This is a genomic window from Cohnella rhizosphaerae, from assembly GCF_029525575.1.
GTDB lineage: Bacteria > Bacillota > Bacilli > Paenibacillales > Paenibacillaceae > Cohnella > Cohnella rhizosphaerae.
Genome location: NZ_JAPDIA010000003.1, coordinates 802,889 through 826,792, shown reverse-complemented (window position 1 = coordinate 826,792; position 23,904 = coordinate 802,889). Strand labels below are relative to the sequence as shown.

Genomic DNA, 23,904 nt, shown 5'->3' with positions numbered 1-23,904 from the left:
GTACGGACGATCGCGTTCCCGGCCGAATCGCGGATGACGACGCTGCTGCCCGGTCCGATGCTGGCGTTGGAGAGCGCCGAGAGGATCGGATCCTCCTCGGTCTCGATCAGCACGTAGCCAACCGACTTCATCGTGCTGAGCTCGAACAGCTGGCGGCCGAACGCAAACACCGGGCTGTCGATTCCGCCGCTCATCGGCGCCTGCGGGTATACGCCCAGCCAGCGCATATCCCCCCTTGGACTTTTGCAGCTCGGCATACCAGTCCGTCATCTTGTAATCGCGCGTCGAAGAGCCGATCGAACGGTCGAAGCTGTATACCTTGCCCTGGCTCGAGATGACGTGGATGCCGACGATATCGCTCCGCGAATAGAAGATCGCGCCGAGAATATCGGTGATCTGCCGCTCCCGGTTGACCGAGCTGACCTCCGGTAAACCGGCGGGCGTCTTCTGCTGCAGCAGCTGCATCAGCTCGTTGTTGCTGTTGAGCGACTTGGTGACGCTGTCGTAGCCCTTGAGCAGAAGCTCGAACAGGCCGACCGTCTGCGATATGTTTTTTTTCGCGATCACGCCGACCTTGTCCCTGATCTGCTCGGTCGCCCGTTGGTAGTAGACGAGGCTGACGACGAGCAGGAGCCCGAGCATGCTGAACAGAAAGATCAGGAACAAGCGGCCGTGGATGGATTGGAATCTTTTTCTCATTCTCTCATCTTATCCCTTAACCGCGCCCGCTACCATGCCTTTCGTGATTTTCTCCGCCAGCAGGAAGTATACGAGGATGACCGGCAGCGCCCCGAGCACGAGGAAGGCGCCGATCGCCCCGTAGTTGACCGAATACTGGCTGACGAAGCTGTACACGCCGAACGGCAGCGTCTTGAGCGCTTCTTTGGAGATGAACGTGGCGGCGAGAATGTACTCGTTCCACACGTTGATGAACGTCAGGATGCATACCGTCATGATCGGCGGCACCGACACCGGCAGGATGATGCTGCGGAAAATGCGGAAGACGTTCGCCCCGTCCATGATGGCCGACTCCTCGATCTCGTGCGGAATCGTACGCAGAAAGCCGCTCATAATGAAGACGGCGATCGGAATCTGGAACGCGATATAGGGCAGGATCATCGCCCAGCGCGTGTTCAGGACGTGGATGTTTTTGAAAATGAGCATGAGCGGCAGCAGCGTGCTCTGCAGCGGGATCATCAGGCCCATCAGGAAGATCAGCATGACGATATGGCCGTACTTCCAGCGAAAACGCGTAATCGCGAAGGCGGCGAGCGACGCGAGCAGAATGACGCAGACCATCGTGACCGAGGTCACGATCACGCTGTTCAGCAGGTAGTGCCAGTAGCGGCCGCCCGCGAGCGCGTTCGAATAGTTGCTCCATTGCACGGCGGCCGGCAGGGCGAAGAAGCTCCCCCGACAGAATCTCCTCGTTGGTCTTGACCGAGTAGATGAGCAGCCACAGCAGCGGATACAGCTGCGTGACGAGCAGGACGCCGAAGAAGCCGAATACGAGCGTCTTTTTCAGGGAGAACCCGCGCCTTCGGGTCTGGACGGCAGGCTCCCGGACGGCGATGCTGGCGGATTGGCTCATGGGGTGTGCGCCCCCTTTCTTTTAATTGCGGGCACGAATCATTCGCGGCATGAAATAACGACGGCATTAATCGTAACGCTTCTCGACGCGGTTGAAGAGCAGGTTGATGACGACCGTCGCGGCCAGGCACACGACCACGAGGAAGCAGGCGATGGCGCTGCCGTAGCCGTATTTCTGGGACAAAATCGAGATGTTGTACATATGGCTGGCGAGGACGTCCGTCGCGTGCGCCGGTCCGCCGGCCGTCGTGACCATGATGAGGTCGAACGACTGCAGCGATCCGATGAACGAGAGCACGACGGAGATCTTGAAGATCGGCACGATCATCGGCAGCGTTATATATCGGTCGGCCTTGAAGCCTTCGGCGCCGTCGATCTTGGCGGCTTCGTAAATATCGGCCGGTATGTTCTGGATTCCGGTAAATTGAATGAGGATATGATAGCCCAGGTACTGCCACAGCCCGATGACGATGATGGCGTAGATCGCCACCTTCGGCTCCGACAGCCAGGCATGCGTCCAGGAACCGAGTCCGAGCTTGATGAGGATCTGGTTGATCATGCCGCCCTGCGAAGCAGGGTTGTAAATGGTCTTCCAAAGCTGACCGATGACGGCGACGGACAGAATGACGGGCATAAAGTAGCTCGATACGAGAAAATTAGGCCTGCGGACGAAGCGGCTGATCAGGATGGCGACGAACAGCGCGAGCGGCAGCTGCACCAGCATGGAGAAGCCGGCCAGCATGAACGTCCGCCGGACGGACGGCCAGAATACCGAGTCGTTCGTGAACATGCGGTGGAAGTTGTCGAGACCGACGTGCTTGGCGACGCCGATGCCGTTCCAGTTCAGGGTCGCGTTGTAGAAGGACACGATGATCGGCGCGAAAACGAGGCCGACGTACAGCAGCAGACAAGGCAGCACGAACGCCGCGATCGTCCAGCGGGATACCTTCAGTACATTCAAGGCTGACGCCTCCTTCAGCGGCTTGCGGCGCTACGGCTGCGAAGGGAGGCGCCACGCGAGCGTCCCCCCTCCGAACCGTACGTTCAAGGCCGATTATTCTTTGTTGTCTTCGTAAGCTTGCTGATGTTCCTTGGCGACCGCGGCGGGGTCTTCCTTGGAGACGAACAGGTTCTGGATGCTGGACAGATGCGCCTGGGAGGTCGCCGGGTTCATCGTGTTGTCGAAGGAGATGTCGCCGCCCGTGACGTCCTTGAACATCGCGAGCACTTCCATCGCCATGTCGGAGTAGCCGGCCGCCTTGTAGTCGCCGTCCACCTTTTGCGCGACGCCGACGGCGCCCTTGACCGCGAACGCTTCCTTCGGATAGTTCAGCATGAAGTAATTCAGAAAGTCGAGCGTCTCCGGCAGGTGCTTGCTGTTCTTGGATACCGCGAACGCGCTGCCCGGCGCCAGCATGAACTGGTTCGGATCGCCCTTGCCGCCGACCGTCGGGAATTTGAACACGCCGACGTTGCCGTCCTTGTTCGCGTCGGACACCTCGATGCCGCCCGTCGCCCAGCTGCCCATGAAGTACATGGCGGCTTTGCCCGTCTTGAACAGGTTCTCGCCCGCGTTGTAGTCGAAGCTCGTCGCGCCTTCCTGGAAGGCGCCCGCCTGTACGAGCTGCTCGAACGCGTCGACCGCGCCGGTGAAGGCCGGGTCTTCGAACGTCTTTTTGCCGTCGACGACGTCCTTCAGGAAGCCCGGTCCGCCGTTCGTGCGGAGCAGCATGTTCATGAACAGGAACGAGCCGGTCCAAGTGTCCTTCTCGCCGATGGCCATCGGCTGGATGCCTTTTTCCTTGAGCTTCTTCACGTCTGCGACGAGATCCTCGAAGGTCGTCGGCGGCGCGTCGATGCCGGCTTGCTTGAACAGCGCCTTGTTATAGTAGAGCAGCGCGATGTTGTTGCCGTCGGGCAGCGCGTACAGATTGCCGTCGAAGGTGTAATAGTCCAGGATGCCGGACTGGAACGTGTCCTTCAGTCCGTTCTTTTCGACCATCTCGTTAAGCGGCGCGAACAGGCCTGCGTCGACGTAAGGCTTCATTTGCGCGGACGGGTTGACGATCGTGATGTCCGGCACCTCGTTGGACGCAGCTTGCGTCTTCAGCTTCTGCTTCTGCTGGTCGGTGTTCAGCGAGTCGAGCTCGATGTGGACGTTCGGGTGATCGGTCTCGTATTGCTTCACGATCTTGTGCAGCATATTGTATTTCGGATCGGTCGGGTCGGGATAAATGTTCTGGAACGTGATCGTAACCTTCTCGCCGCTGGCGGCGCTGGAGGCAGGCGCGCTGGCCGAGGCCGAAGCCGCCGAGGAAGCCGATCCCGACGGAGAAGCCGCCGCGTCGCCGCCGTTGTTCCCGTTGTTGGAAGAGCCGCAGGCGGCCAAGCCGACGGCGAGGAAGCCAGCCATCGCGGTGCCAGCCACTTTTTTGCCGGTCGTATACATGTTCAAATCCCCCCTTGACTTGGTATAGCCTCATTATGCTCGGAGGTGTAATCGCATACAACGCGTATACTTAGGAGTCGATGTTTGTTTTCTTAATATGGCCTCAATATCGTTTGCGAAACGGCGGCATCGCGCCGCGGCTGCGCATGCGCCTACGCGGCGCGCAGCGCAAAAAAATCTCCCGCCCGCCCACGAGGCGGTTCGGGAGATTCTTGAATTCATAGCCTTATTGCCGTCTGCGCACCGGAATCCAGATCTCGCTCCGGTAGTCCGGCTTGCCCGTATCCTGGCCCTCGTTCCACAGCAGCTCGGGACCCGGCGCCAGCTCGTAGCTCGAGGACGGGAACCATTCGGCGTAGATGCGCCCCCAAACGGATTGCAGCGCGGACGGGAACGCGCCGACCGCTTCGAAGACCGCCCACTCCGACGCGGCGACCTCCAGCGCGGATAGATGCGCCGGATATGCCTGCGTCGTCGCCGCTCCGATGTACTGATCGACCTCGCCGCCGTCCTTCCTTCCCTCGGAAAAGTTGGCCGAGGCGCTGATCAGCCCTGTCGGCTCGACATCGGACAGCCCCTTAATCTCAGCGATTAAATCCGGCGTCAGACTGCCCCATAACTCGGCGATGTGCGGATTGACGCCTTCATAGATCAAAGGCACCCGCTTCATGATGCCGACGATGCGAAACGCTTCCTTTTCCACTAACCGATACTTCATCTCGTCGCCTCCCTGGATCGTCAATCGGAAGGTCATCCGCGGATAGGCCTTGAGCGGCCGGCCGAGCCGGCGCGCCTCGGAGGGCGCCAGGCCATGCATCGCCTGAAAGGCGCGGGCGAACGAATCCGCCGTGCCGTAGCCGTACTTCACGGCAATGTCGATGATCCTCGCCTCGCTGCCGACCAGCTCGAAGGCGGCCAAGGTCAGGCGCCGGCGCCTCACGTATTCGGTCAGCGTCACGCCCGCGAGCGATGCGAACATGCGGCGAAAATGATGCTCGCCGCAGCAAGCCCGCCGCGCGGCTTCTCCGATATCCGGCGCCTCCACATCCGCGAGATGCGCCTCCACATACGCCAGCCCATCGTTCAACCGGTCAAGTCCGTTCATGCGGATAACCTCCCTTCGACTTCAAGATTAACAGGCCCGGCGCCGAGAGGTCCGACAATTCCGGATCAGATTCGGCCGGTTGGCGCAGACGAACACAACCGGGGCATCCGGCTCCCCGCGCGCTCGTAGCATAATCGGCTACGCCTTCACGATCTTGGCCGGGTTGTTGATCTTGTAAGGAATCGGATGCTTCGCGAGCTTCTTGGCCACGACCTTGGCCTCGAACGCGAGCTTGTCCCCCACCTCGAGCTCGAGCTTCTTCAGCGTGGCGCTATGGCTCGACCATGCCTCGCCCAGCTCCGTCTCCGTGTCGGCGATCGCGACCGCCTCGTAGATGATGACCTCGTCGTCGTTATCCGCGAAGTGGTTGGGCACCGTCGTGAATTCCTTGACGGTCGCCGTCAGCTTGACCTTTTCCTCGGGAAGCTGCACCTTCTTCGAACGCGCCGCGCCGGCCTTCGCCTTGGCCGGTGCCGGAGCGACCGACGGCGCCGCGGGTGCTGCGTCACCCGAAGCGACGAACGAAGCGAACGCATCCGCCGCCGCACGATCATCCTCTGGCGGCGCCTCCACGCCCGGGGGAGACACCGATGCCGGACTCGCCGCGACGGCGGCCGTCTCGGCTGACGTCTCCGCGGCCGTCTCCTCGCGCTCGCCCACCGCTTCCTCCGTCTCCGCGGCGCTCGCATAGCGCTGGCCGAAGTTCGCCGCTTGCATCTCCTTCAAATAGGAGGGGTGAATGCAGTGCTTTTGCTTGTTCGGGAGTTCGATGACGGCGGTCATATGATCGACGTAGCCGACAATGCCGCAGACTTCCTTCAGACCGTTGCCTTTATAGTAGAAGGTCTTGGCCTTGATCGCCTTCCCGGAGACCAGATCCCATTCCTTTAGCTTGTCGAGCTGTTCTTCTTCGTCCGCGAACGCAACGTAGCTCGCCGGCTCAATGACAAACGCGTAAACCATCTTATCCCGCCTTTTATCCCTAAATTGATCCCGGACCGGACGCGTATCCCGTATCCAAGTATAGCGCTTTAACTTGATTATAAGTCGTATCGCCGAAAGAATACTACCGCCCGCATTCCTTGCGCGCGGCGCTTCAGTCGGCATGCCGCCATTCACCCCGGCCCGAACGCCCACATACGCTGGTTAAAAAGCAAAGCGGGTGCGCTACATGATCAGCCGCTCCGGCCTCATCGCCCTGCCCGGCGATGCGGGCGCCCATCCGTTGTCCAACGTCGAATGGTGGTACTGCTACGCCCTGCTGACCGGGAGCAGAGGCGGGCGCTACGCCGTCATGGCTTCCTTTTTCCGCGTCGGAGAATGGGCGGCTCCCAAAGGGCATTATATCATCCACTCGCTCGTCCGGTTGGACAGGGCGAGGTTCGAGAGCCGCTCCGAGCTCGACCGCTCGCTCGCGGTCCAGATGGCCGGCGTCTACCTGCCCGCCTACCTGCTGGCGCATCCTTCCGACGGACATACGTGGGACGTCTACCGCCGGCTGCTCGCGAACGCTCTGCCGCAGCCGCATCGCTACATGCCCTCCTCATCCGTCAAGGGCCGCCCGACCAGACTCGTCTACGGTCAAAACGGGATGACGTTCGCGGACGACGGCGAAGCGAACTTCGAGTTGAAACTGGAAGCCGATACCGCTCGCCTGCGACTGAATTTCGCGCCGAGCAAGCCCCTATCCGTCATCGACGAGACAGGCGGGCTCAACGGACTGCGCTATTATTCCCAAACGCGAAGCGAGGTGCAGGGGGGCGTTATACGAAGAAGGCCGCGCGGAAACGCTGCGCGGCCAAGGCTGGTTCGATCATCAATGGGGCCGCAGCTACGGACTGCTGACAGGCGAGGGGTGGGACTGGTTCGGCCTGCAATTAACCGACGGCCGCGAGCTGCTCGTCAGCCGGCTGCGGCCGGCCGGCGCGAACCCCGAAGCCGGCGAAGATGCGCGTACCGAAGCCAGGCTCATCGGCCGGGACGGTTCAACGACGCCGTCGGACAGGGTTGTGCTCCAACCTTCGAGAAATTGGAGAAGCTTAGAGACAGGAGCCGATTATCCGGTCGCCTGGACGATCTCGCTGCCAGACTACGGGATGGCGCTTCGCGTCGCGCCGCTCATGGACGGTCAAGAGATGCCGGTGCTCGGGCCGCTGCGGGCGATCTGGGAAGGCGTCGTCGCCTTCGAGGGCGACGAGCAAGACGGCGGCGGCGCGCCGGCGCGGATCGCGGGCTACGGCTTTATGGAGCTGGTCGGCTATCCGCAGACCGCGCGGACCGTGCCGGCGCCCTTTCCTCACTTGCCGTAGTTTGCCGACTCCGAGAGCTGCCCGGCGACTTCCGCGATATGCGCGAAGGCCCTGCTGAATTCCTCCAGTCCGGCGGATGTGCCCTTGGACTCCTTGGCGATCTCCCCGACCGTGCGGTCCATCGCGCGGATGCTCTCCTCCATCGACCGGAACAGCTCGGTGATCTGCGATACGGCCGCCTTGCTGTATTCGCCGAGCTTGCGGATCTCCGTCGAGACGACCCCGAAGCCGAGCCCCTGCTCGCCGGCGCGCGCCGCCTCGATCGCCGCGTTCAGGCCGAGCAGCTGGCTTTGCTCCGCGATTTCCTTAACCGAAGCCAGCACGGAGCCCGCCTTTTTGAGCCGCTCGAGCAGCTGCGCCGACTCCGACGCCTGCTCCTGCAGCCGCTCCGCGATGTGCGCGCCCGCCGCCGTTATTTCCTGCCCGGTCGCCGACATCTGCTCGATCACGCCCGACAAATCGGCCGCGCCCGCGCGCAGCGAATCGAGCCGCGCGTTCGGTACGATGAAGCCGATCGCCCCGACGACTTCGCCGTTTTCCCGAATCGGACTGGCCACCGACAGGTAGGCGGTGCCGAACCGCGAAGCGTCCCGCTCCTCCACGACGCGTTCGCCCAGCTCGAGCGCTTTGAGGAGGACCGTTCCCTGCAGCGCCGACAGCGGCGTGCCTTCCGGTATGCCGGACGGATAAAACGAAGCTTTCTCGAAATGAACGACCTGGGTCCGATCGATCACGATGACGACGGGTTCGTCGGTGTAGGTTTGCTTGTAAACGGGAATGGCGGCTAGCACGTGCTCCAGCATCGTCGGCATCGGGGCATGACTCCTTGTGTGAGAGAATATAACCTGTATGTCGTCAGAAGGGCGCGGTAAATGAAGTGAAGGAAGCCTGCCGCAAACCAAAAATAGAGCAATTCAAAAGAAATATCCGCAACATTCGTATGCTATGGTAGAATCGAGCAACAAAGCGATCCGGTTAAGCGTTTACTTTATGAAAACCGGCCGGCGCGCAATGGAAGCCGCCAAAATTAAGGAGTGTATGAACCCATGAATTCGGCATCCCATGCCGCAACGGGAAAGCCGCCCAGCCTGCTGTCGAGCCGCTTCCTGCAAACCATCCTGCTGTCCAACGTCCTGCTGCAAATCGGCATCTGGGTCCGCAACTTCGCGATCCTGCTGTACGTCGCGGCCAAGACGGACAACGATCCCTACGCCATCTCGCTCATCAGCGTGGCCGAATTCGCCCCGATCTTCGTCTTCTCGTTCATCGGCGGCACCTTCGCCGACCGCTGGCGGCCGAAGCGCACGATGGTCTGGTGCGACCTGCTATCCGCCGTCTCCGTATTCGTCGTGCTGCTCAGCATCCACTTCGGCACCTGGCATGCCGTCTACCTCGTGACCTTTATATCCGCCATCCTGTCGCAGTTCTCCCAGCCCTCCGGCATGCGCCTGTTCAAGCAGCATGTGCCGGAAGCCCAGATGCAGCAGGGCATGGCCATCTTCCAGTCGCTGATGGCCATCTTCATGGTGCTCGGCCCGATGCTCGGCACGTTCGCCTACAGCCGCTTCGGACTCGAGACGTCGATCGCGGTCATGGGCGTCGCGTTCCTGCTGTCCGCGGCCGTGCTCGTCCGGCTGCCCGCCGACCTGCCGCAGGAGCGCAACGCCGCGAAGAGCCATTTCCGCCGGGAATTCGTCGAAGGCTTCAGCTACGTCTGGCAGAGCCCCGTGCTTCGCATGCTCGGACTGGCCTTCCTGCTGGCGGGCCTCGCCGTCGGCACTGCCCAGGCGCTCAACCTGTTCGTCGTCACCGAGCGGCTCGGCAAGCCGGAGGACTTCCTCCAGTACATGCTCATGGTCAGCGGCGGCGCGATGCTCATCGGCGGCGGACTCGTCGCCGCGTTCGCCCAGAAGGTGCCGCCGCAGGCGCTGCTTGCTACCGGCATGTTCTTCGGCGCGGTCTGCACCGTGATCGTCGGCTACTCCACGAGCGTACCGCTCACGCTGGTCGTCCAGTTCGTTAACGGCCTCGTCTTCCCATGCATCCATATCGGCATCAGTACGATGATCCTCAAGTGGTCCAAGCCGACGATCATCGGCCGCGTCAACGGCGTTCTAAGCCCGATGTTCACCGGCATGATGGTCATCTCGATGTCCGCGGCCGGCGCGCTCAAGAAGTCCTTCCCGCTCGAGGTCATCTTCTCGGCGGCCGGCGCCCTGTTCCTGATCGGTACGATCGCGATGCTCGCGATCGTCAGACAGCGCCCGCCGGCGCACGCCGCCGAAGGCATGGCGCAGACGAGCGCCTAAGGCGTTCGCGTCGTAAGATTTATCGTCGTTGGCGTTTATGAAGATTGAAGATCGTCGGACGCCGGAAAATAAGTTTTAAGCCGACTAAAATAAACAGCGGTGGACCAAGACTTGAAATAAAGTCTTAGCCCACCGCTGTTTGCTTTGCGAAAACGTTCTCCCGGTAGCGGGAGTTCAAAGACTCGTTACAGCCCCGCCTTATTGGGTTTCTCGACGATGGAGGAGCGCAGATGCTTCATATCGGTCATAGGCGGACGTCCGAATAGTCTCGTATATTCCCGGCTGAATTGGGTAGGGCTCTCGTACCCGACTCGAAACGCGGCTTCAGCGGCTTCCAGGTCTTCTGTAAGGAGCAAGCGTCGTGCCGTCTGCAGCCGGATGGCTTTTTTGATACTGCAGCGGGCTCATGGCGGTTACTTTTTTTAAATTGCTTATGGAGGGCCGAGGGACTCATATTCACTTCTTTTGCCAAATCCTCGATTAGAAATCGCTTGGAATACGCTTGATTGATCAGATGGATGACCTTGGCGATGCGATGCGCCTGGGTACCGATCAGCGCGAATTGTCTGATGATCTCTCCCTGTTCCCCTTGCATCACGCGATATAGAATCTCGCGGATGATTAGCGGGGCGAGGACTTCGATATCGCCGGGCGTATCCAACAGCCGGACAAGCCGGATTACCGCTTCTAGCAGCGTCGTGGTGGAGGCGCCCACGACCATGCCGGGACCTGTCGCTCCATTTATCGTTGGCTTGGATGACTTAAGAATGTCCATGATCATATCCTGGCTGAACTCCAATTGTAAACTTAGGTAGGGGGAGCTCAGGCGAGGCTTGTGTGATTTTTCCGACCACTGGCAGATTAACGGAAGTGACCAAGCAATGGTTCGGATCACAGCTGTAGGTTTTACCGGCAAAGGTCACGGCTTTCCCGCCTTGAGCAATGACATACAAGGATGGCACGCTCACCGCGTTGAGGGGCTCCGTTTCGTAGGATGTTCTTCTAAAACTAAGCTCGGGTACAGCCGACCCATGCGTACCATCGGAAGGCGCGTGCCGATGAACAAGCTCTGCCAACGCTTGCCGATCAATGGACACGGTCGAGGATTGGGCGAAATTGTGCATGATCGATCTCCTATGGTTGCTGCCTGGTAAGCCTATTGTATTCGCGTTGTATAGGATCAGGCAAGAATCGGACGCGAATGCACTACCGGCACAGCCGGCTTACAGCCTATACTTCCAAGTACAGGCAGGGGTTAATCTTAACGATATGGAAAGAAGGTATCGCATATGTTCAATGAAAAGGTCGTTGTCATTACGGGAGCAAGCAGTGGAATCGGTGAGGCTGCGGCGCTTCTTCTCGCCGAGAAGGGGGCCAAAGTCGTACTGGGAGCGCGCAGGTTGGAGCGCCTTGAAGCACTTGCAGCCCGTATAGCCGCGGCAGGCGGCGAAGTCGCTTACGCCCGAACCGATGTGAAACAACGCGAAGACCTGATTCATCTCGTCAAACTGGCATGCGAACGTTACGGCAAAGTGGACGTTCTCCTCAACAATGCCGGAATCGGACCGATATCCCCGCTCGACGAACTCCGTGTGGAGGATTGGGAAGATATGATTGATGTCAACATAAAAGGAGTGCTGTACGGCATTGCGGCCGGGCTGCCGGTTTTTCGCAAGCAGGGTTTCGGACATTTCATCAACATCGCTTCTACGGCAGGACTCAAGACGTCACCGAGCATGGCGGTATATTCAGGCACCAAGTTCGCTGTGCGGGCGATTACCGAGGGGCTGCGTCAAGAGGCAGGCGATAACCTGCGCGTGACGATTATTTCTCCCGGGTTCGTGAAGACGAATTTCGTAGACGCGATTCCAAGTCAGGAGATCAGGGGAGAGCTTGAGAGGTACCGCGATCAGAACGCGATCCCGCCGGAAGCTATCGCCCGTGCGATCGTTTTCGCGATGGAACAGCCTGCCGACGTGGATATTAACGAAATTATCGTGCGCCCGACCGCACAGGCGTAACTTCTCCAAATGTAGATACACCGGCAACCTTGGATTGAAAATAAAGCCCCCCGCCGCTGTGGAGCACCAACTTATGAAATTAAGGAACCCTGCAGAAAGTGCATCATCCAAGGCTGGTATGGCGGGCTCGGGCTCTTGCGATTTATCGCGTAAAAGTGCAAGGTGGCTTGTATCTTAAGCGAAAACCGGGGGGATATGGGCGATAGCTTCGCAAAGAACGCGACATCGCAGAAACTTTGCCATTTAGACCGATCCAAGGACCTGTAGAGTAACTTCCTGCACTTACAGCACCCTCTAAACCGGTCCATGAACCTGTAGAGTAATTTTTTTCCTTTAAAGCACCTTTTGGAGCGGACCATAAGGCTGTAGAGTAATTTTTTGCCTTTAAAACACCTTTTGGACCGGACCGTGAGGCTGTAGAGTAACTTTCTGCCTTTACAGAACCTTTTGGAGCGGACCGTGTGGCTATAGAGTAACTTTTTTCCCTTAAGGACCATTTAGACCGGTTCGCGACGCTGAAGAGCGTGTTTGATGATTTACGCCGTGCTGTACTAGTCAGTGACAGCCTATCTGTTGAATTCTTTAAAACGTGTACCTTGATAAGTGAGCTGTCCATGGTCTCCGACGACAATCAGACCGAATCTATCTCCTCTTACCTGCAATTCAATGCGTGTACGGCTAGCCAATTCGAAAGTTACGTAGTAATTGGTACTTGAACCGGCGTCCTCGGAGCCGCCCCAAACCTCCGTTCTTTTATCCAGTACCGTTGCGGGAGACGTAATAACATCCGAAGCATTGTTTGTAGTCCAAGTGGAGAAGCCACGAATGATTGCATACAGGAATATTGCAACTACCAGGATAAAAATAAAGCCGCCAAAAAGTTTAAAAAATGGAGGCATTTCATTTAAAATTCCAGAGAAGCCTGCGTTACCAAGGGAACCATTCATTCTATCTCTCCCAACAATATATTATACAAACATTCCCATAAAATTTTGACGATCCCATAGCTTGAAAAGTTGCGCTATCCTTCCAGTTCGCTTAACGCTGGCTGTCAGTCTACGATTTTAGCGGCTGTGGATCGCTAGCGATGCATGCGGTCCGCTCCCCTGCGCGCGGCCAATCGCCATAGCTCGCGGCGATGCGTAAAGGCAAGCAGCAGCCCGTTCGCGAGCGCGAATGCCGCGATCGGCGCAGGGAACGACCGCGCTAGCGCGTAGACGAACAGCAGCAGCATTCCCAGCACGACCTGGAAGGCGTCCGCTTCGGCGGATGCCTTCTTTGTGCCGCGCGCCTGGCGGCCGACGAAGAGCAGCGCCGCGAGGATGACCGCATAGGCGAGCGCGCCTTCGAACGAGAGTCCGCACCAGACGCCGAAGGTGGTCGCGATCGCTTTGCCGCCCTTTCCCCGAAGGAACGGGGAGAAGGCATGCCCGAGCACGGGCATCAAGGAAGCGGCGGCAGCGGCATAGCCCGACATGCGCCCGGAAGCGAGCATGATGGCGACGGGAACGAAGCCTTTGGCGAAGTCGAGCGCGATGCCGGTGACGCCGTATGCGAAACCGGCCGCCCGCCACAGATTCAAGGCTCCGGGATTGCCGTCGCCGATCTCGCGAAGGTTGCTGCGCGCCGCGAGGCCCAGCCAGTAGGAGAACATGAGCGAGCCGCACAGGAACAACGCCGCCGACCAGAGGAGGGCCGTCACTTGCGATCGCCCCCCGACGCGGATTTTTCTCCCTTTCCAAGGCACATGTCCGACGAACAGAACGCGGTACGAAGAATAAAGCATGATATACAGGAAGAACGCGGTGCTGATCGGATGAAGCGCCGGCAGCCAATGCCCGAAGCGTCCCGTATGGCGGGAAAAATAATAGATCTGCAGCGTATACAGCAAATAGCCGGCCGCCCATGCGGGCGCCACGGCCGTATGGAGGACGAATGGCGCGGCCTCGGCGCAAATCAAACCGACCAGCCACAAGGCGACCAGCAGCACCGTCGGCTTGGCGAGCTTGCCCGTGCTCTGAACGGCGCCTTTCCCGAAGCCCTCGACCTCGCTGCGAATGCCGCCCGGATACATGCGAAACGACACCAAGCCGCGACCGATAAAATTCGTGACCGGCACGCCGGCCTCGGCGAACCGCGCCCCGAGCGTCAAGTCGTCCAGGAGCTCGCCCTTTACGCCCTCATGGCCTTTCGCACGTTCGTAGTCGGCGCGCGATGTTAGGATGCAGGAACCGTACAGCCCCTTCTGCGGGTTGGCCCGCTCGAACGGCGACGTAAACGCGAATAGGCCGAGCAGGTTCGGGACCAGCGCCAGCCGTTCGTACAACTTTTCCGTGTAGTGGTAAGGAACGACGGAGACGACGCCGTTCGTGCGGGACCTCGCCTCGACCAGCGCGCCGAGCGCGTCGGGCGCGAGCCGCACGTCCGCGTCCAAAAACGCGATCAAGTCTCCCGTCGCCCGCAAATAGCCGTTCCAGACCGCCCAGTTCTTTCCCGTCCAGCCTTCCGGCAGCGGCAAGCCTTCGACGAGCGTCGCACCGAATTGTCTGGCAACCGGGCCTGTCCGATCCGTCGAACCGTCGTCGACGACGATGATCTCGTACGGCCGACGGCGCTGCGCGCGAAGCGACGAGAGCAGGTGCGGCAGGTTCTCCTCCTCGTTCCTTGCCGGAATGACGACCGACAGTCGGGATGCGTCGGAAGACCGCGAAGCTGATTGAGGTATCGTATTCCTTCGGAAAAGGACAAAGCCCGCGGCGCACGCCGGAACCATAAACGCCAGCCAGATCCACATGCCGCTCCCCGCCCCTTGCCTGGTGATTCGGCCTATGCGCCGTTATCTCATCCTATTAGCGGGCGAGGGAAAAGATGATCGGGATCGGCCATCGGGAGGTCGAAGCCAGCGTCAAACCGCTTGGAATCGAGGAGAAGCCGGATCAAGACGGACGCTTTTCTTTTTTTGGGAGAAATCGTGTAACTAAAGCTGATCAAAAAGTCGATGCCCAGCACGACGGACCAGAGCCGGATGACCCGGACGAGCTGCTCCGTGCTATTCGCATCGTCGACGAGGTAGATCATGCCGGCCAGGCAGAGACAGCCGATCGCCCAAGCCAGCAGATGCTTGAACCAGCCGAGGCGTTCCTGCCGCGCATGCTCGCGTCCGAATCGCGGCTTGGGCGCCGGCGCCGCCCCCCCCCCCGGCGAACCGATGGGCGAAGCGTTCGTCCGCCCACCGGACCATCCCATGGCCGAACGCGATTGAGACGCCGATATACACCGCGGAGAGTCCGTGCGCGAACGTCGCTTCGGCGCCCTGCCTCAAGTGCGCGACCGTCACCGCGAGCAGAACGACGTCGACGACCGGTGTCAGCAGGAGCAGGGCGGAGCCCGTCTTTTTCCATTTTAAAAGGTAACGGCAAGCAAGCCCAGCCAGAATAAGCACCCAGAACGCGACTTCGCAGCCGATGATGACGCCGAGCATTCCAACCTCTCCTTTTACCATACAATCGTATTAAATAAGACCAGTATATCAGCTTCTTTTAATAATACAATCGTATTATAATAAAGACATGCCAAAAATCGTCGATCACGAGAAACGAAAACAGCATATCGCCGAAGCCGTCTGGCGCCTCGTGCGGCGCGAGGGCATCGACGGCGCATCCGTGCGAAGGGTTGCGGAGGAGGCAGGCCTGACGCTCGGCGCGCTGCGGCATTACTTCGACGCGCAGCACGATTTGCTCGCCTACGCGATGCGCTTGCTGATCGAACGGGTCGGCGCGCGAATCGAAAGGCTTCCGCTCTCGGGAGAGCTGCGAGCGGACATCGAGACGATCGTCGCCCAGCTTGTGCCGCTGGACGAAGAGCGCCTCGCGGAAGCCGAGGTCTGGCTGGCGTTCGCGGGCAAGGCGGTACCTGATCCCGCGATCCGCGCGCTCAGCGAAGAGGCTCACAAGGCGCTGTATGAAGGCTTCAAGCGCATGATCGTCGCCCTGTGCGAACGCGGCCTCGCCCGGCCCGGCCTCGATCCGGAGCTCGAGGCCCGCCTGCTCCACGCGCTCGTCGACGGACTCGTCGTCCATCATACGATCTACGCCGAGCATCTGGCCCCCCGCCGGGCTGATGCGGATCGTATCCGCGCATCTGGACGGGCTGTTCAAGGCCGAATAGCGTGACGGAGCGGGCTGCCGCGAATGACCGCTCTCTTTGGTCTATCGCTACGTCATTGCCGCTCGCTGCTTACAGCGTCCCGCAGCATCCGCCGCGGAAACCGCTTCGGCTTCCGGGCGCGAGCGTTCCGAATACTCGACGATCCCCTCCGCCGCGCGCTTGCCGACGACGATGCGGCTCGGGATGCCGAACAGATCGGCGTCCTTCAGCTTGACGCCGAGGCGTTCGTCCCGGTCGTCGAGCAGCGCGTCGACACCGCCCGCTTGAAGCGTCCGGTACAGTTCTTCCGCGAGCGCTCGCTGCGATGCATCCTTCCAGGATACAGGCACGATATGCGCCTGAAAAGGCGCGACCGCCGCCGGCCAGCGGAAGCCCCGATCGTCGCGATGCTGCTCCGCGACGGCCGACATCATGCGGGAGATGCCGATGCCGTAGCAGCCCATGACGATCGGCGACGAGGCTCCCTTCGCATCCGCAAAGTCCGCCTGCAGCGGAACGCTGTACTTCGTTCCCAGCTTGAACACGTGGCCGATCTCGATTCCTTTGCGCATATCGAGACGGCCCTCCGCACAGCGCGGACATGGATCGCCCGCCGCCGCATTGCGCAGATCGCCGACCCGCGTCAGCGGAAAGTCGCGCCCGGGCACGACGCCTCGCAAGTGGAATTCCCCTTTGTTCGCGCCCGCGATGCCTGTCTCCATGTCCGCGACGGCAAAGTCGATCCATAACGGCAATTTTAATCCGACCGGGCCGATAAAGCCTGCGGGCGCCGCGGCGAGCGCTGCGATCGTACCGGCATCCGCCATCTCCAACGTTTCGGCGCCCAGCAGACGCTTGATCTTGATCTCGTTCGCTTCGTGATCCCCGCGAATCGCGACCGCCGTCGCTTGCCCGTCGGCGACCATCAAGAGCGTCTTGATCGTCTCGTCGGCCATGACGCCCATCGCCGCCGTCAACTGCTCGATCGTTCGCGCGCCGGGCGTATGGACGAGCTCCGGCGAAGTCGCCCCACCGTTCGCAGAATCCGCTCGCGGCTCTCCCTCCCGCCTGCCGACCTCGGCTTTCTCCAAATTCGCCGAATATCCGCAATGCGCGCAAAATGCGATCGTATCCTCGCCGACGTCGGCCAAAGCCATGAACTCGTGCGAACCGCCTTCGCCGCCGATCGTGCCCGAATCGGCCTCGACGCCCCTGAACTCCAGTCCGCAGCGCGCGAAAATCCGCTCATATGCCTCGTACATGGCCTCGTATGCCGCATTCAGGCTTATTTCATTTTCACCGAACGAGTAAGCGTCCATCATCAGAAACTCCCTGCCTCGCAGCAATCCGAACCGCGGACGCCGCTCGTCCCTGAACTTCGTCTGAATCTGGTATAACGTCATCGGGAGCTGTCGGTACGAGTTCACCTCGTCCGCGATCAGCGCAGTGACGACCTCCTCATGCGTCGGTCCCAGCACGAAGTCCCGATCGCCGCGATCCTTGAACCTGATGAGCTCGGGCCCGTACGCCGCGTACCGCCCCGATGTTCGCCATAGCTCCGCCGGCTGCAAGGCGGGCATCAGCACCTCCTGCGCGCCTGCGCGCTCCAGCTCCTCGCGCACAATCGCCGAGATCTTGCGGAGTACCCGCCATCCCAACGGAAGAAACGTGTAAACGCCCGACGCCACCGGACGAATAAACCCCGCGCGCAGCATCAAGCGATGGCTGGCCGCTTCGGCGTCCGAAGGAACCTCCCGCATCGTCGGGGCGAACAAACTGGACTGATACATACGACTACACCTCCCGAAATATAAAAAAAGAACGCCTCCGTCAGGGACGAAAGCGTTCGCGGTACCACCCTAATTCGACCGAATCGGCAGGCCGATCGATCCTTCGCGGATAACGGGGCAGGGCCCCGGCAGCGAATACTTCGGCTTCCTCGCTGCGGCTCGCAAGGCGGGAATCGTCCACCCGGTCGGAGAAGCCTCTCAGCCATGGGCTTCCTCTCTGCGCAGCCGGTCGTGGAAGGTCGTTTCCTTGTGTCTTCGCCGTTGTGAAGATAAAAGCGTGAATTGTCAAATAATTTACGCGAAGCGCGGCTCGATGTCAAGCGTCGGTTCGAATTTCCGCAACGCCGCCCAGGTAGGGCCGCAGCGCCGCCGGCACGCAGACCGAGCCGTCCTCCCGCTGATGGTTCTCCAGCAGCGGGATCAGAATGCGCGGCGTGGCGACCGCCGTATTGTTGAGCGTGTGCGCATAACGCAGCGTCCCGTCGGCGTCGCGATAGCGGATCCCCGCCCGGCGCGCCTGAAAGTCCAGCACGTTCGACGACGAGTGCGTCTCCCCGTAAGCGCCTCGGCTTGGCATCCACGTCTCGATGTCGTATTGCTTGTGCGACTTCTGCGACATGTCGCCGATGCAGACCGCCACGACGCGATACGGCAGCTCGAGCAGCCGCAATATTTCCTCGGCGTTGGCGGTGATCTCCTCCAGCATCGCATCCGACGCTTCGCCGCGGCACAATGCCACCTGCTCGACCTTGGCAAACTGATGCACCCGGTACAACCCGTGCACGTCCCGCCCCGCCGAGCCCACCTCGCTTCGGAAGCATGGCGTTGCTGCCGCAAGCCGGATCGGCTCCTCCAACGCCACCGTCTCGCCCGCGTAATACGACACCAGACCGACCTCCGACGTGCCGATCAAATATTTGTCGCCTTCGGCAAGCGCGTAGGTCTGGTCCTTTCCCGTCGGGAAAAAACCGGTGTTCGCAAACGTCTCGCCGCGCATCATGGCCGGCAGCTCGAGCTGCGTGAAGCCACGCCGCTCGAGCACGTCCAGCGCCAGCTGCTGCACCGCGCGATGCAGGCGGCTGCCGATGCCCTTCAGCACGTAGCTCCGCGTGCCTCCGAGCTTCACGCCGCGCCCCAGATCGAGCAGGCCGAGCCGCTCGCCAAGCCGAACATGATCCAGCGGTTCGAACGCGAACGCGGGAATCTCTCCGACCCGGCGCAGCTCGACATTGTCCGCGTCCGATCGTCCGTCCGGCGTGTCCGCCGATACCGGATTCGGCACGAGCTCGAGCAGCGATCGCCACGCGGCCGAGACTTCCGTCAACCGCGCCTCGAGCGCCGCGAGCTTCGCGTTTGCCTCCCGCACCTTTCCTTTTGCTTCGCCGACCAGCGCTTCGTATGCGACGGCGCCCGGGGCTTCGCCGGGCAACGCCACATCGCCGAGCTTTGCGTCCCGTTCCCCGGCGTTTCTAACGGTAGCCCCGCTCGGCGCCCGCTGCGACTTGACGAGCGCGGCGATTGCCTCGCTCTGCCTGTTGCGCTCCGCCCGCAGCCCCTCGACCTCCTGCAGCAGCGACCTGCGCGACGCGTCCAGCTTCAGCAGCTCGCGAATCGACACCGCGATTCCTTTGCGGTCCGCAGAATGCTGAAGCAGCTCCGCATGTTCGCGAATATAAGTCATATACAGCACGCTTGCCAGCCTCCTTCCCTAGCCCCGCCGCTTGCGGAAGTCGTTCATGAATCCCGCTAACGCCCGGCAAGCCTCCACGGGCACGCCGTTGTAGATCGAGGCCCGGATCCCGCCGACGCTCCGATGGCCCGCGAGTCCCGCGAAACCGGCAGCCTGCGCCTCCTGCGCGAACGCCTTCTCAAGCGACTCGTCCGGCAGCCGCCAGGTCGCGTTCATCGCCGAACGGTCCGGCTTCTCCACGATGCCGCGGTAAAATCCGCCGCTCCCGTCGATCGCCTCGTAGAGCAGCGCCGCCTTCTCCGCGCTCCGCGTCTCCATTGCGGCGACGCCGCCCTGCCGGGCCGTCCATTCCAGCATCAGCTTCATCATGTAAATGCTGTGCACGGGCGGCGTATTGTACAGCGAATTGTTGCTCGCATAGGTCGCATAACGGAAAATCGCGGGGATCTTCGCCGCCGCCGACGCCGCCAGCAGGTCCTCCCGGATCACGACGGCCGTGACGCCCGCCGGGCCCAGGTTCTTCTGCGCGCCCGCATAGAACATCGCGAACCGCGTCCAGTCGATTTTCCGGCTCAAAATGTCGCTCGTCATATCGCCGATCAGCGGAATACCGCCCGTATCCGGAAATGTCTTGAACTGCGAGCCTTCGATCGTATTGTTCGTCGTCACGTGAACGTAGGCGGTATCTTCCTCCGTCAGAGCAGTCAAAGCCACTTCAATGCTCGGCAGTCTCGCCCACCCGGCCTCCTTGCCGCTCGCCAGCACCTCTGCAGCCCCGACTGTCAGCGCCTCCTCGTAAGCTTTTTCCGAAAAGCTGCCCGCCAGCACGTAACGCCCCGCCTTGCCCGCCGTCAACAGATTCATCGCCAGCAAAGCGAACTGCGCGCTCGCTCCGCCCGACATGAACAGCACGCGGTAGCCCGCATCTTCCAGGCCGATCAGCTCAAGCAGCAGTTGCTCCGTCTCCGCGATCATGCGCTCCACCGGCTTGCTGCGGTGCGACATTTCCAAAAGCGACATGCCCTGTCCCGCAAACTCGATAAAGCTGTCCCGTCCCTGTTCCAGCACCTCGAGCGGCAGCGCCGCCGGTCCCGGATTGAAGTTGTACGTCCGATCCATTTCCATCGCCTCTTTCCCAAGATTGTCGTTTGAAAACGCAAAGACGCCCCTCGTCCGAATTGGGACGAGGAGCGTCAGCTCGCGGTGCCACCCAACTTGATGAACCGGCGCGCGGGGCGCGGTTCATCCTCTTGGTTCCGCGGTAACGGGCGGGGCCGGTAAACTTAGGATACGGCGGTATCTCGCGATACCCGGCCGCTCTTGACGGGAACGCCTCCGAGTTGGATGCTCTTCACAGGCATGGTTCCGATCTGCAATTGTTTGATTATTCTAACGGAGGGCTGCGGAGGTTGTCAATCCCTAAAGAGCGCGATCCCTATTCGCGAGCACGCCAATGCGTCACAGAAGCACGAGCCGCAGCCCGCGCGGTCAGCTCGCCCTGAACCAGTCGAACGACGCCGTCCCGGTCGCCGCGCTAAACGAGGCGGCGGCGACGCCGACCCGCGCCGTGCCCGACGCAGTCGACGAACCGTAGCCGCCGATCGGCGTCCAATAGTCGCCGTCCACGCTGTAGTACGCCCGGTAGTAATATCCCGCCTTGTCGAGACGCAGATAGATCGTCCCTCCGGATACCGGATCGGCGATGCTCACGCCGCCCGTCAGCCCTTGGCCGGAGAATTCAAGCCTGCCGCCGTTGTTGTACTGCCGATCCACCTTGATATAATGCGTCGCATCGTACCAGATCAACACGCCGGCTTGCTGATAGTTCTGCGTCGGCTTGTAGTCGATCTTGGCCATCAGGGACAGATCCTCGCTCGCCGCAGTCTGCACGACCTTGCCCGTGTCGTCGTTGGAGCTCGCCGCGATGCCGATCTGCAGCTTGCCGCCGGAGACGGTCGCCGTGCCGGACGCGCTCCACTTGCCGGCCAGCGCGCTGCCGCCAAACTCGTCGTCCATCGTCTCGACGCGGAACCAGTCGAACGGCACCGTCCCGCTCGCCGCCGAAAAGGAGCCTGCGGCCACGCCCGCCTTGGGCGACGTCAGCGCCGCCGTGCCGCTGCCGACTCCGGTCCACACCGCGCCGTCCGCGCTATAGTCGGCTGCGTACGTATTGCCGCTCTTTTGCAGCCGCAAGTAAATCGTCGCCCCCGGCACCGGATCCGCCACGGATGCGCCGCCGCTCAGCGTCGGCCCGGAGAACTCGAGCGTATGGCCGCCGTTGTACGTGCGCGACAGCTTCACGTAATGCGTCGCGTCCTGCCAGACGAGCAGGCCGCCTTGCATGTAGTTGGCGCCCGGCTTGTAATCCAGCTTCGTCGTCAGCACGTAATCCGAGCCCGCCATCGCTCGCAGCACACGGTGCTCCGCAAAGCCCTCGTTCGCCGGAACGGTCAGATTCAGCTTGCCGCCGTCGACCGTATACGCGCCCGTCGGCTCCCAGGCCGATTCGAGCGAACGGCCCGCGAACTCGTCGTTCATCCCGCGCTTCTGATACTGAAACCAGTCGAACGCCGCATACGTGTTCTCGTTCGCCGCACCCGCCGAGGACGCGATGAACCCGACGCCGAACTCGGCGCCAAGGGCCACGGCGGCATCCCCGCCGATCTGCGCGTACGTCTGGTTATCCGCGCTCTCGTAGGCCCGGATCGTATCGTCCTGCTTCACGATGCGCACATAAACCGTCTGCGCCGACGGATGCGGGTCCGCATACGTACCGCCGCCGGTCAAACCCGCTCCGCCGAGCACGTACTTGGCGCCGCCGTCGTACTTGCGGACGAACTTGACGTAGTGCTGGTTGTCCAGCCGCAAGACCAGTCCCGCTTGCTGCCCGGATTGCGAGGGCAGGTAAGTCATCTTGGCCGTCGCCGTAAAGTTTCCCTTCGCGCCAGGCTGCACGATGAAGTTCTGGTCCGTGCCGACCGCGCGCACCTCAAGCAGCCCGTTGTTCAGCCCTGCCGGCCAACCTGAACCGCTCCAGTACGAATTCAGATACCGCAAGGCCGAAAAATCGTCGTCGACCGGTTCCCCGTACGTAGTAAAAGTCCTGATGCCTCCCGTATTGGCAACCGAGCCGCCCGCGTTCACGGCCGTCACCTGCCAGTAGTAGCGCACGCCCGGCTCCAGCGCCTGGTTCAACGTATGTTGGATCGTGCGGCCCACGTTCTGGTCGAACAGCGGATTGGACAAGTCCGCCCGCTTGGACACCGTCAGCTTGTAGCTCGCAGCGCCGTCGGACCAGTTCCAGCCGAACCGCGGGTTCGCGGCGCCGACCTGCGCGGCGTCCTGTCTGGGCAGCAGAATATCGAACGCGCCCGGCTGGGCCGTACCTGCCGAGGCGGTCAAGGAGATCGTACGGCTGGCGCCGGGGGCGAGCGTTACGTTCAGCTTGGCGAAGTTGCCTTCATCCACCCCCTGCACCGCGAGGCCGCCGGCATCCGTCGCCGTCGTAGCGCCGTCCGGCACGCGGATATACACGGTGCGCGTACGCGACGCCGAGGCATCCGTATTTTGCAGCGTGACGGAGATGCCAGCATCGTCGTACGTGCCGGATACTAGAATGCCGCCGTTCGTACGCAGGTCCTCGAATCCGACGCCGAGATCCAGCCAAGCCTGCGGCGTCCCCGGGAACACCCGGATCTCCGTGTCGTTGTCGCCGTCAAGCAGCATCTGGTCGATCGCGGCCACATAGGCCCCGTGCGCGCCGATCTCCGGCGCTTTCTTGTAATCCTCGCCGTCGGTATGCGTCTCGACCATGCTGATGTCGTCGTAGAGATGGACGCCGTTTTTCAGGCCAAGCTTGACCGTGCGCAGCGCCTCGTCGGCCAGATGCAGCTTGGACGCCAGCACGGAAGCCCAGCCCTGGTTGAACGTATAGTCCATCTGCGTAGCCGCGACGTTCAGATACGTGGCCAGCGCCTCAGGCGTCATGATATCGCGCGTCTGCATCCACCAGAACGGCTGCGCCAGCAGCGTCATGTCCGCGCCCGTCTGCGAATTGTACCAGAACGGATCGAGCAATTGCGGGAGCAGCGCGTCCCAGGTCGCATTCGACACCCCGTACTTCTGGGCCTGACGAATCGACCAGATCGCCGCCGTGCTCTGGTTGCCGTCCCCCCGGGTGGAGCGCGTTCGGGTCCCAGGGCGTCGGGCTCCATACCCCGCTGTGCGCGTACCCCTGCCATTTGTCGAAATACACCTGGTGCGCCAGCTGCGCCTTCGTTACCTTTTGCAGGAGCTCCTTGGCCGACGTCAGATCCGCGTTCGTGAACGTCTTCTGCGTCAGTACCATGGCCGCCACGTTGCCCCCCGGGAAGTCGCTGCGCCAGCCCTGCTCGAGGCCCGGATTCTGAATCGGCTTGGCATTGTAGCCCATCAGCCACGCGTACTTGGCGCTGCCGCTCGGATACCCATAGTAGGGTTCGTCTGCGACGGCTTC

Annotated in this window: 16 protein-coding genes and 4 pseudogenes; 5 read left to right on the top strand and 15 right to left on the bottom strand. The window is 61.4% G+C overall.

Annotated elements, in window-relative coordinates; genetic code table 11:
* Positions 1–708: 708 nt before the first annotated feature.
* The 5 genes and pseudogenes from OMP40_RS09425 to OMP40_RS09405 form a co-directional block, all read right to left on the bottom strand.
* Positions 709–1,591 (bottom strand): annotated as a pseudogene (locus OMP40_RS09425) (carbohydrate ABC transporter permease).
* A 66-nt stretch (positions 1,592–1,657) separates the two neighbouring features.
* Complete coding sequence (locus OMP40_RS09420) at positions 1,658–2,551, bottom strand: carbohydrate ABC transporter permease (RefSeq protein ID WP_277530897.1); 894 nt, start codon at positions 2,549–2,551, stop codon at positions 1,658–1,660.
* 93 nt (positions 2,552–2,644) lie between these two features.
* A complete protein-coding gene (locus tag OMP40_RS09415) occupies positions 2,645–4,039 on the bottom strand; it encodes an extracellular solute-binding protein (RefSeq protein ID WP_277530895.1) in 1,395 nt (464 codons plus the stop codon).
* Positions 4,040–4,265: 226 nt separating this feature from the next.
* Positions 4,266–5,144, bottom strand: a complete 879-nt coding sequence (locus OMP40_RS09410) for an AraC family transcriptional regulator (RefSeq protein WP_277530893.1) — start codon at positions 5,142–5,144, stop codon at positions 4,266–4,268.
* A gap of 138 nt (positions 5,145–5,282) precedes the next feature.
* Positions 5,283–6,107, bottom strand: coding sequence for a hypothetical protein (locus OMP40_RS09405; protein WP_277530891.1), 825 nt, complete (start codon positions 6,105–6,107; stop codon positions 5,283–5,285).
* 208 nt (positions 6,108–6,315) lie between these two features.
* Here OMP40_RS09405 and OMP40_RS41395 point away from each other — a divergent pair.
* Positions 6,316–6,900: pseudogene (locus OMP40_RS41395) on the top strand (lipocalin-like domain-containing protein); the annotation flags it as partial.
* Entirely contained in the window at positions 6,809–7,453 is a 645-nt protein-coding gene (locus OMP40_RS09400; protein ID WP_338131147.1) for a lipocalin family protein, read from the top strand. The pseudogene OMP40_RS41395 and the gene OMP40_RS09400, both read left to right, overlap by 92 nt.
* On the opposite strand, the gene OMP40_RS09395 is transcribed toward OMP40_RS09400, so the two are convergent.
* Positions 7,441–8,265 carry a methyl-accepting chemotaxis protein gene (locus tag OMP40_RS09395; RefSeq protein WP_277530889.1) on the bottom strand — a complete coding sequence of 275 codons (825 nt, stop codon included), beginning with the start codon at positions 8,263–8,265 and terminating at the stop codon, positions 7,441–7,443. The genes OMP40_RS09400 and OMP40_RS09395 overlap by 13 nt on opposite strands.
* 234 nt (positions 8,266–8,499) lie before the next feature.
* Here OMP40_RS09395 and OMP40_RS09390 point away from each other — a divergent pair, with 234 nt between their 5' ends.
* Positions 8,500–9,762 (top strand): MFS transporter, encoded by a 1,263-nt coding sequence (locus OMP40_RS09390; RefSeq protein ID WP_277530888.1) that lies wholly within the window; start codon positions 8,500–8,502, stop codon positions 9,760–9,762.
* A gap of 185 nt (positions 9,763–9,947) precedes the next feature.
* On the opposite strand, the gene OMP40_RS39900 is transcribed toward OMP40_RS09390, so the two are convergent.
* Both OMP40_RS39900 and OMP40_RS39895 read right to left on the bottom strand, forming a co-directional pair.
* Positions 9,948–10,118, bottom strand: a complete 171-nt coding sequence (locus OMP40_RS39900) for a hypothetical protein (protein ID WP_338131077.1) — start codon at positions 10,116–10,118, stop codon at positions 9,948–9,950.
* A 278-nt stretch (positions 10,119–10,396) separates the two neighbouring features.
* A pseudogene (locus OMP40_RS39895) lies at positions 10,397–10,886 on the bottom strand (AraC family transcriptional regulator); the annotation flags it as partial.
* Positions 10,887–11,051: 165 nt separating this feature from the next.
* Here OMP40_RS39895 and OMP40_RS09380 point away from each other — a divergent pair.
* On the top strand, positions 11,052–11,783 hold the full coding sequence (locus OMP40_RS09380; RefSeq protein WP_277530886.1) for an SDR family oxidoreductase: 732 nt from the start codon (positions 11,052–11,054) through the stop codon (positions 11,781–11,783).
* Between the two features lie 566 nt (positions 11,784–12,349).
* On the opposite strand, the gene OMP40_RS09375 is transcribed toward OMP40_RS09380, so the two are convergent.
* From OMP40_RS09375 to OMP40_RS09360, 3 genes and pseudogenes are all read right to left on the bottom strand, one after another.
* Positions 12,350–12,730, bottom strand: a complete 381-nt coding sequence (locus OMP40_RS09375; protein WP_277530884.1) for a DUF2500 domain-containing protein — start codon at positions 12,728–12,730, stop codon at positions 12,350–12,352.
* A gap of 134 nt (positions 12,731–12,864) precedes the next feature.
* On the bottom strand, positions 12,865–14,577 hold the full coding sequence (locus OMP40_RS39890; RefSeq protein WP_338131076.1) for a glycerol-3-phosphate acyltransferase: 1,713 nt from the start codon (positions 14,575–14,577) through the stop codon (positions 12,865–12,867).
* A 152-nt stretch (positions 14,578–14,729) separates the two neighbouring features.
* A pseudogene (locus tag OMP40_RS09360) lies at positions 14,730–15,264 on the bottom strand (hypothetical protein); the annotation flags it as partial.
* Positions 15,265–15,352: 88 nt separating this feature from the next.
* Here OMP40_RS09360 and OMP40_RS09355 point away from each other — a divergent pair.
* Entirely contained in the window at positions 15,353–15,955 is a 603-nt protein-coding gene (locus tag OMP40_RS09355; protein WP_277530883.1) for a TetR/AcrR family transcriptional regulator, read from the top strand.
* A gap of 42 nt (positions 15,956–15,997) precedes the next feature.
* On the opposite strand, the gene OMP40_RS09350 is transcribed toward OMP40_RS09355, so the two are convergent.
* From OMP40_RS09350 to OMP40_RS09335, 4 genes are all read right to left on the bottom strand, one after another.
* Positions 15,998–17,719, bottom strand: coding sequence for a proline--tRNA ligase (locus OMP40_RS09350; RefSeq protein WP_277530882.1), 1,722 nt, complete (start codon positions 17,717–17,719; stop codon positions 15,998–16,000).
* Between the two features lie 316 nt (positions 17,720–18,035).
* Complete coding sequence (gene serS / locus OMP40_RS09345) at positions 18,036–19,409, bottom strand: serine--tRNA ligase (RefSeq protein WP_277530881.1); 1,374 nt, start codon at positions 19,407–19,409, stop codon at positions 18,036–18,038.
* A gap of 18 nt (positions 19,410–19,427) precedes the next feature.
* Positions 19,428–20,528 carry a 3-phosphoserine/phosphohydroxythreonine transaminase gene (serC, locus tag OMP40_RS09340; RefSeq protein WP_338131072.1) on the bottom strand — a complete coding sequence of 367 codons (1,101 nt, stop codon included), beginning with the start codon at positions 20,526–20,528 and terminating at the stop codon, positions 19,428–19,430.
* Positions 20,529–20,897: 369 nt separating this feature from the next.
* Positions 20,898–23,522, bottom strand: a complete 2,625-nt coding sequence (locus OMP40_RS09335; RefSeq protein ID WP_277530877.1) for a beta-xylosidase family glycoside hydrolase — start codon at positions 23,520–23,522, stop codon at positions 20,898–20,900.
* Positions 23,523–23,904 lie beyond the last annotated feature (382 nt).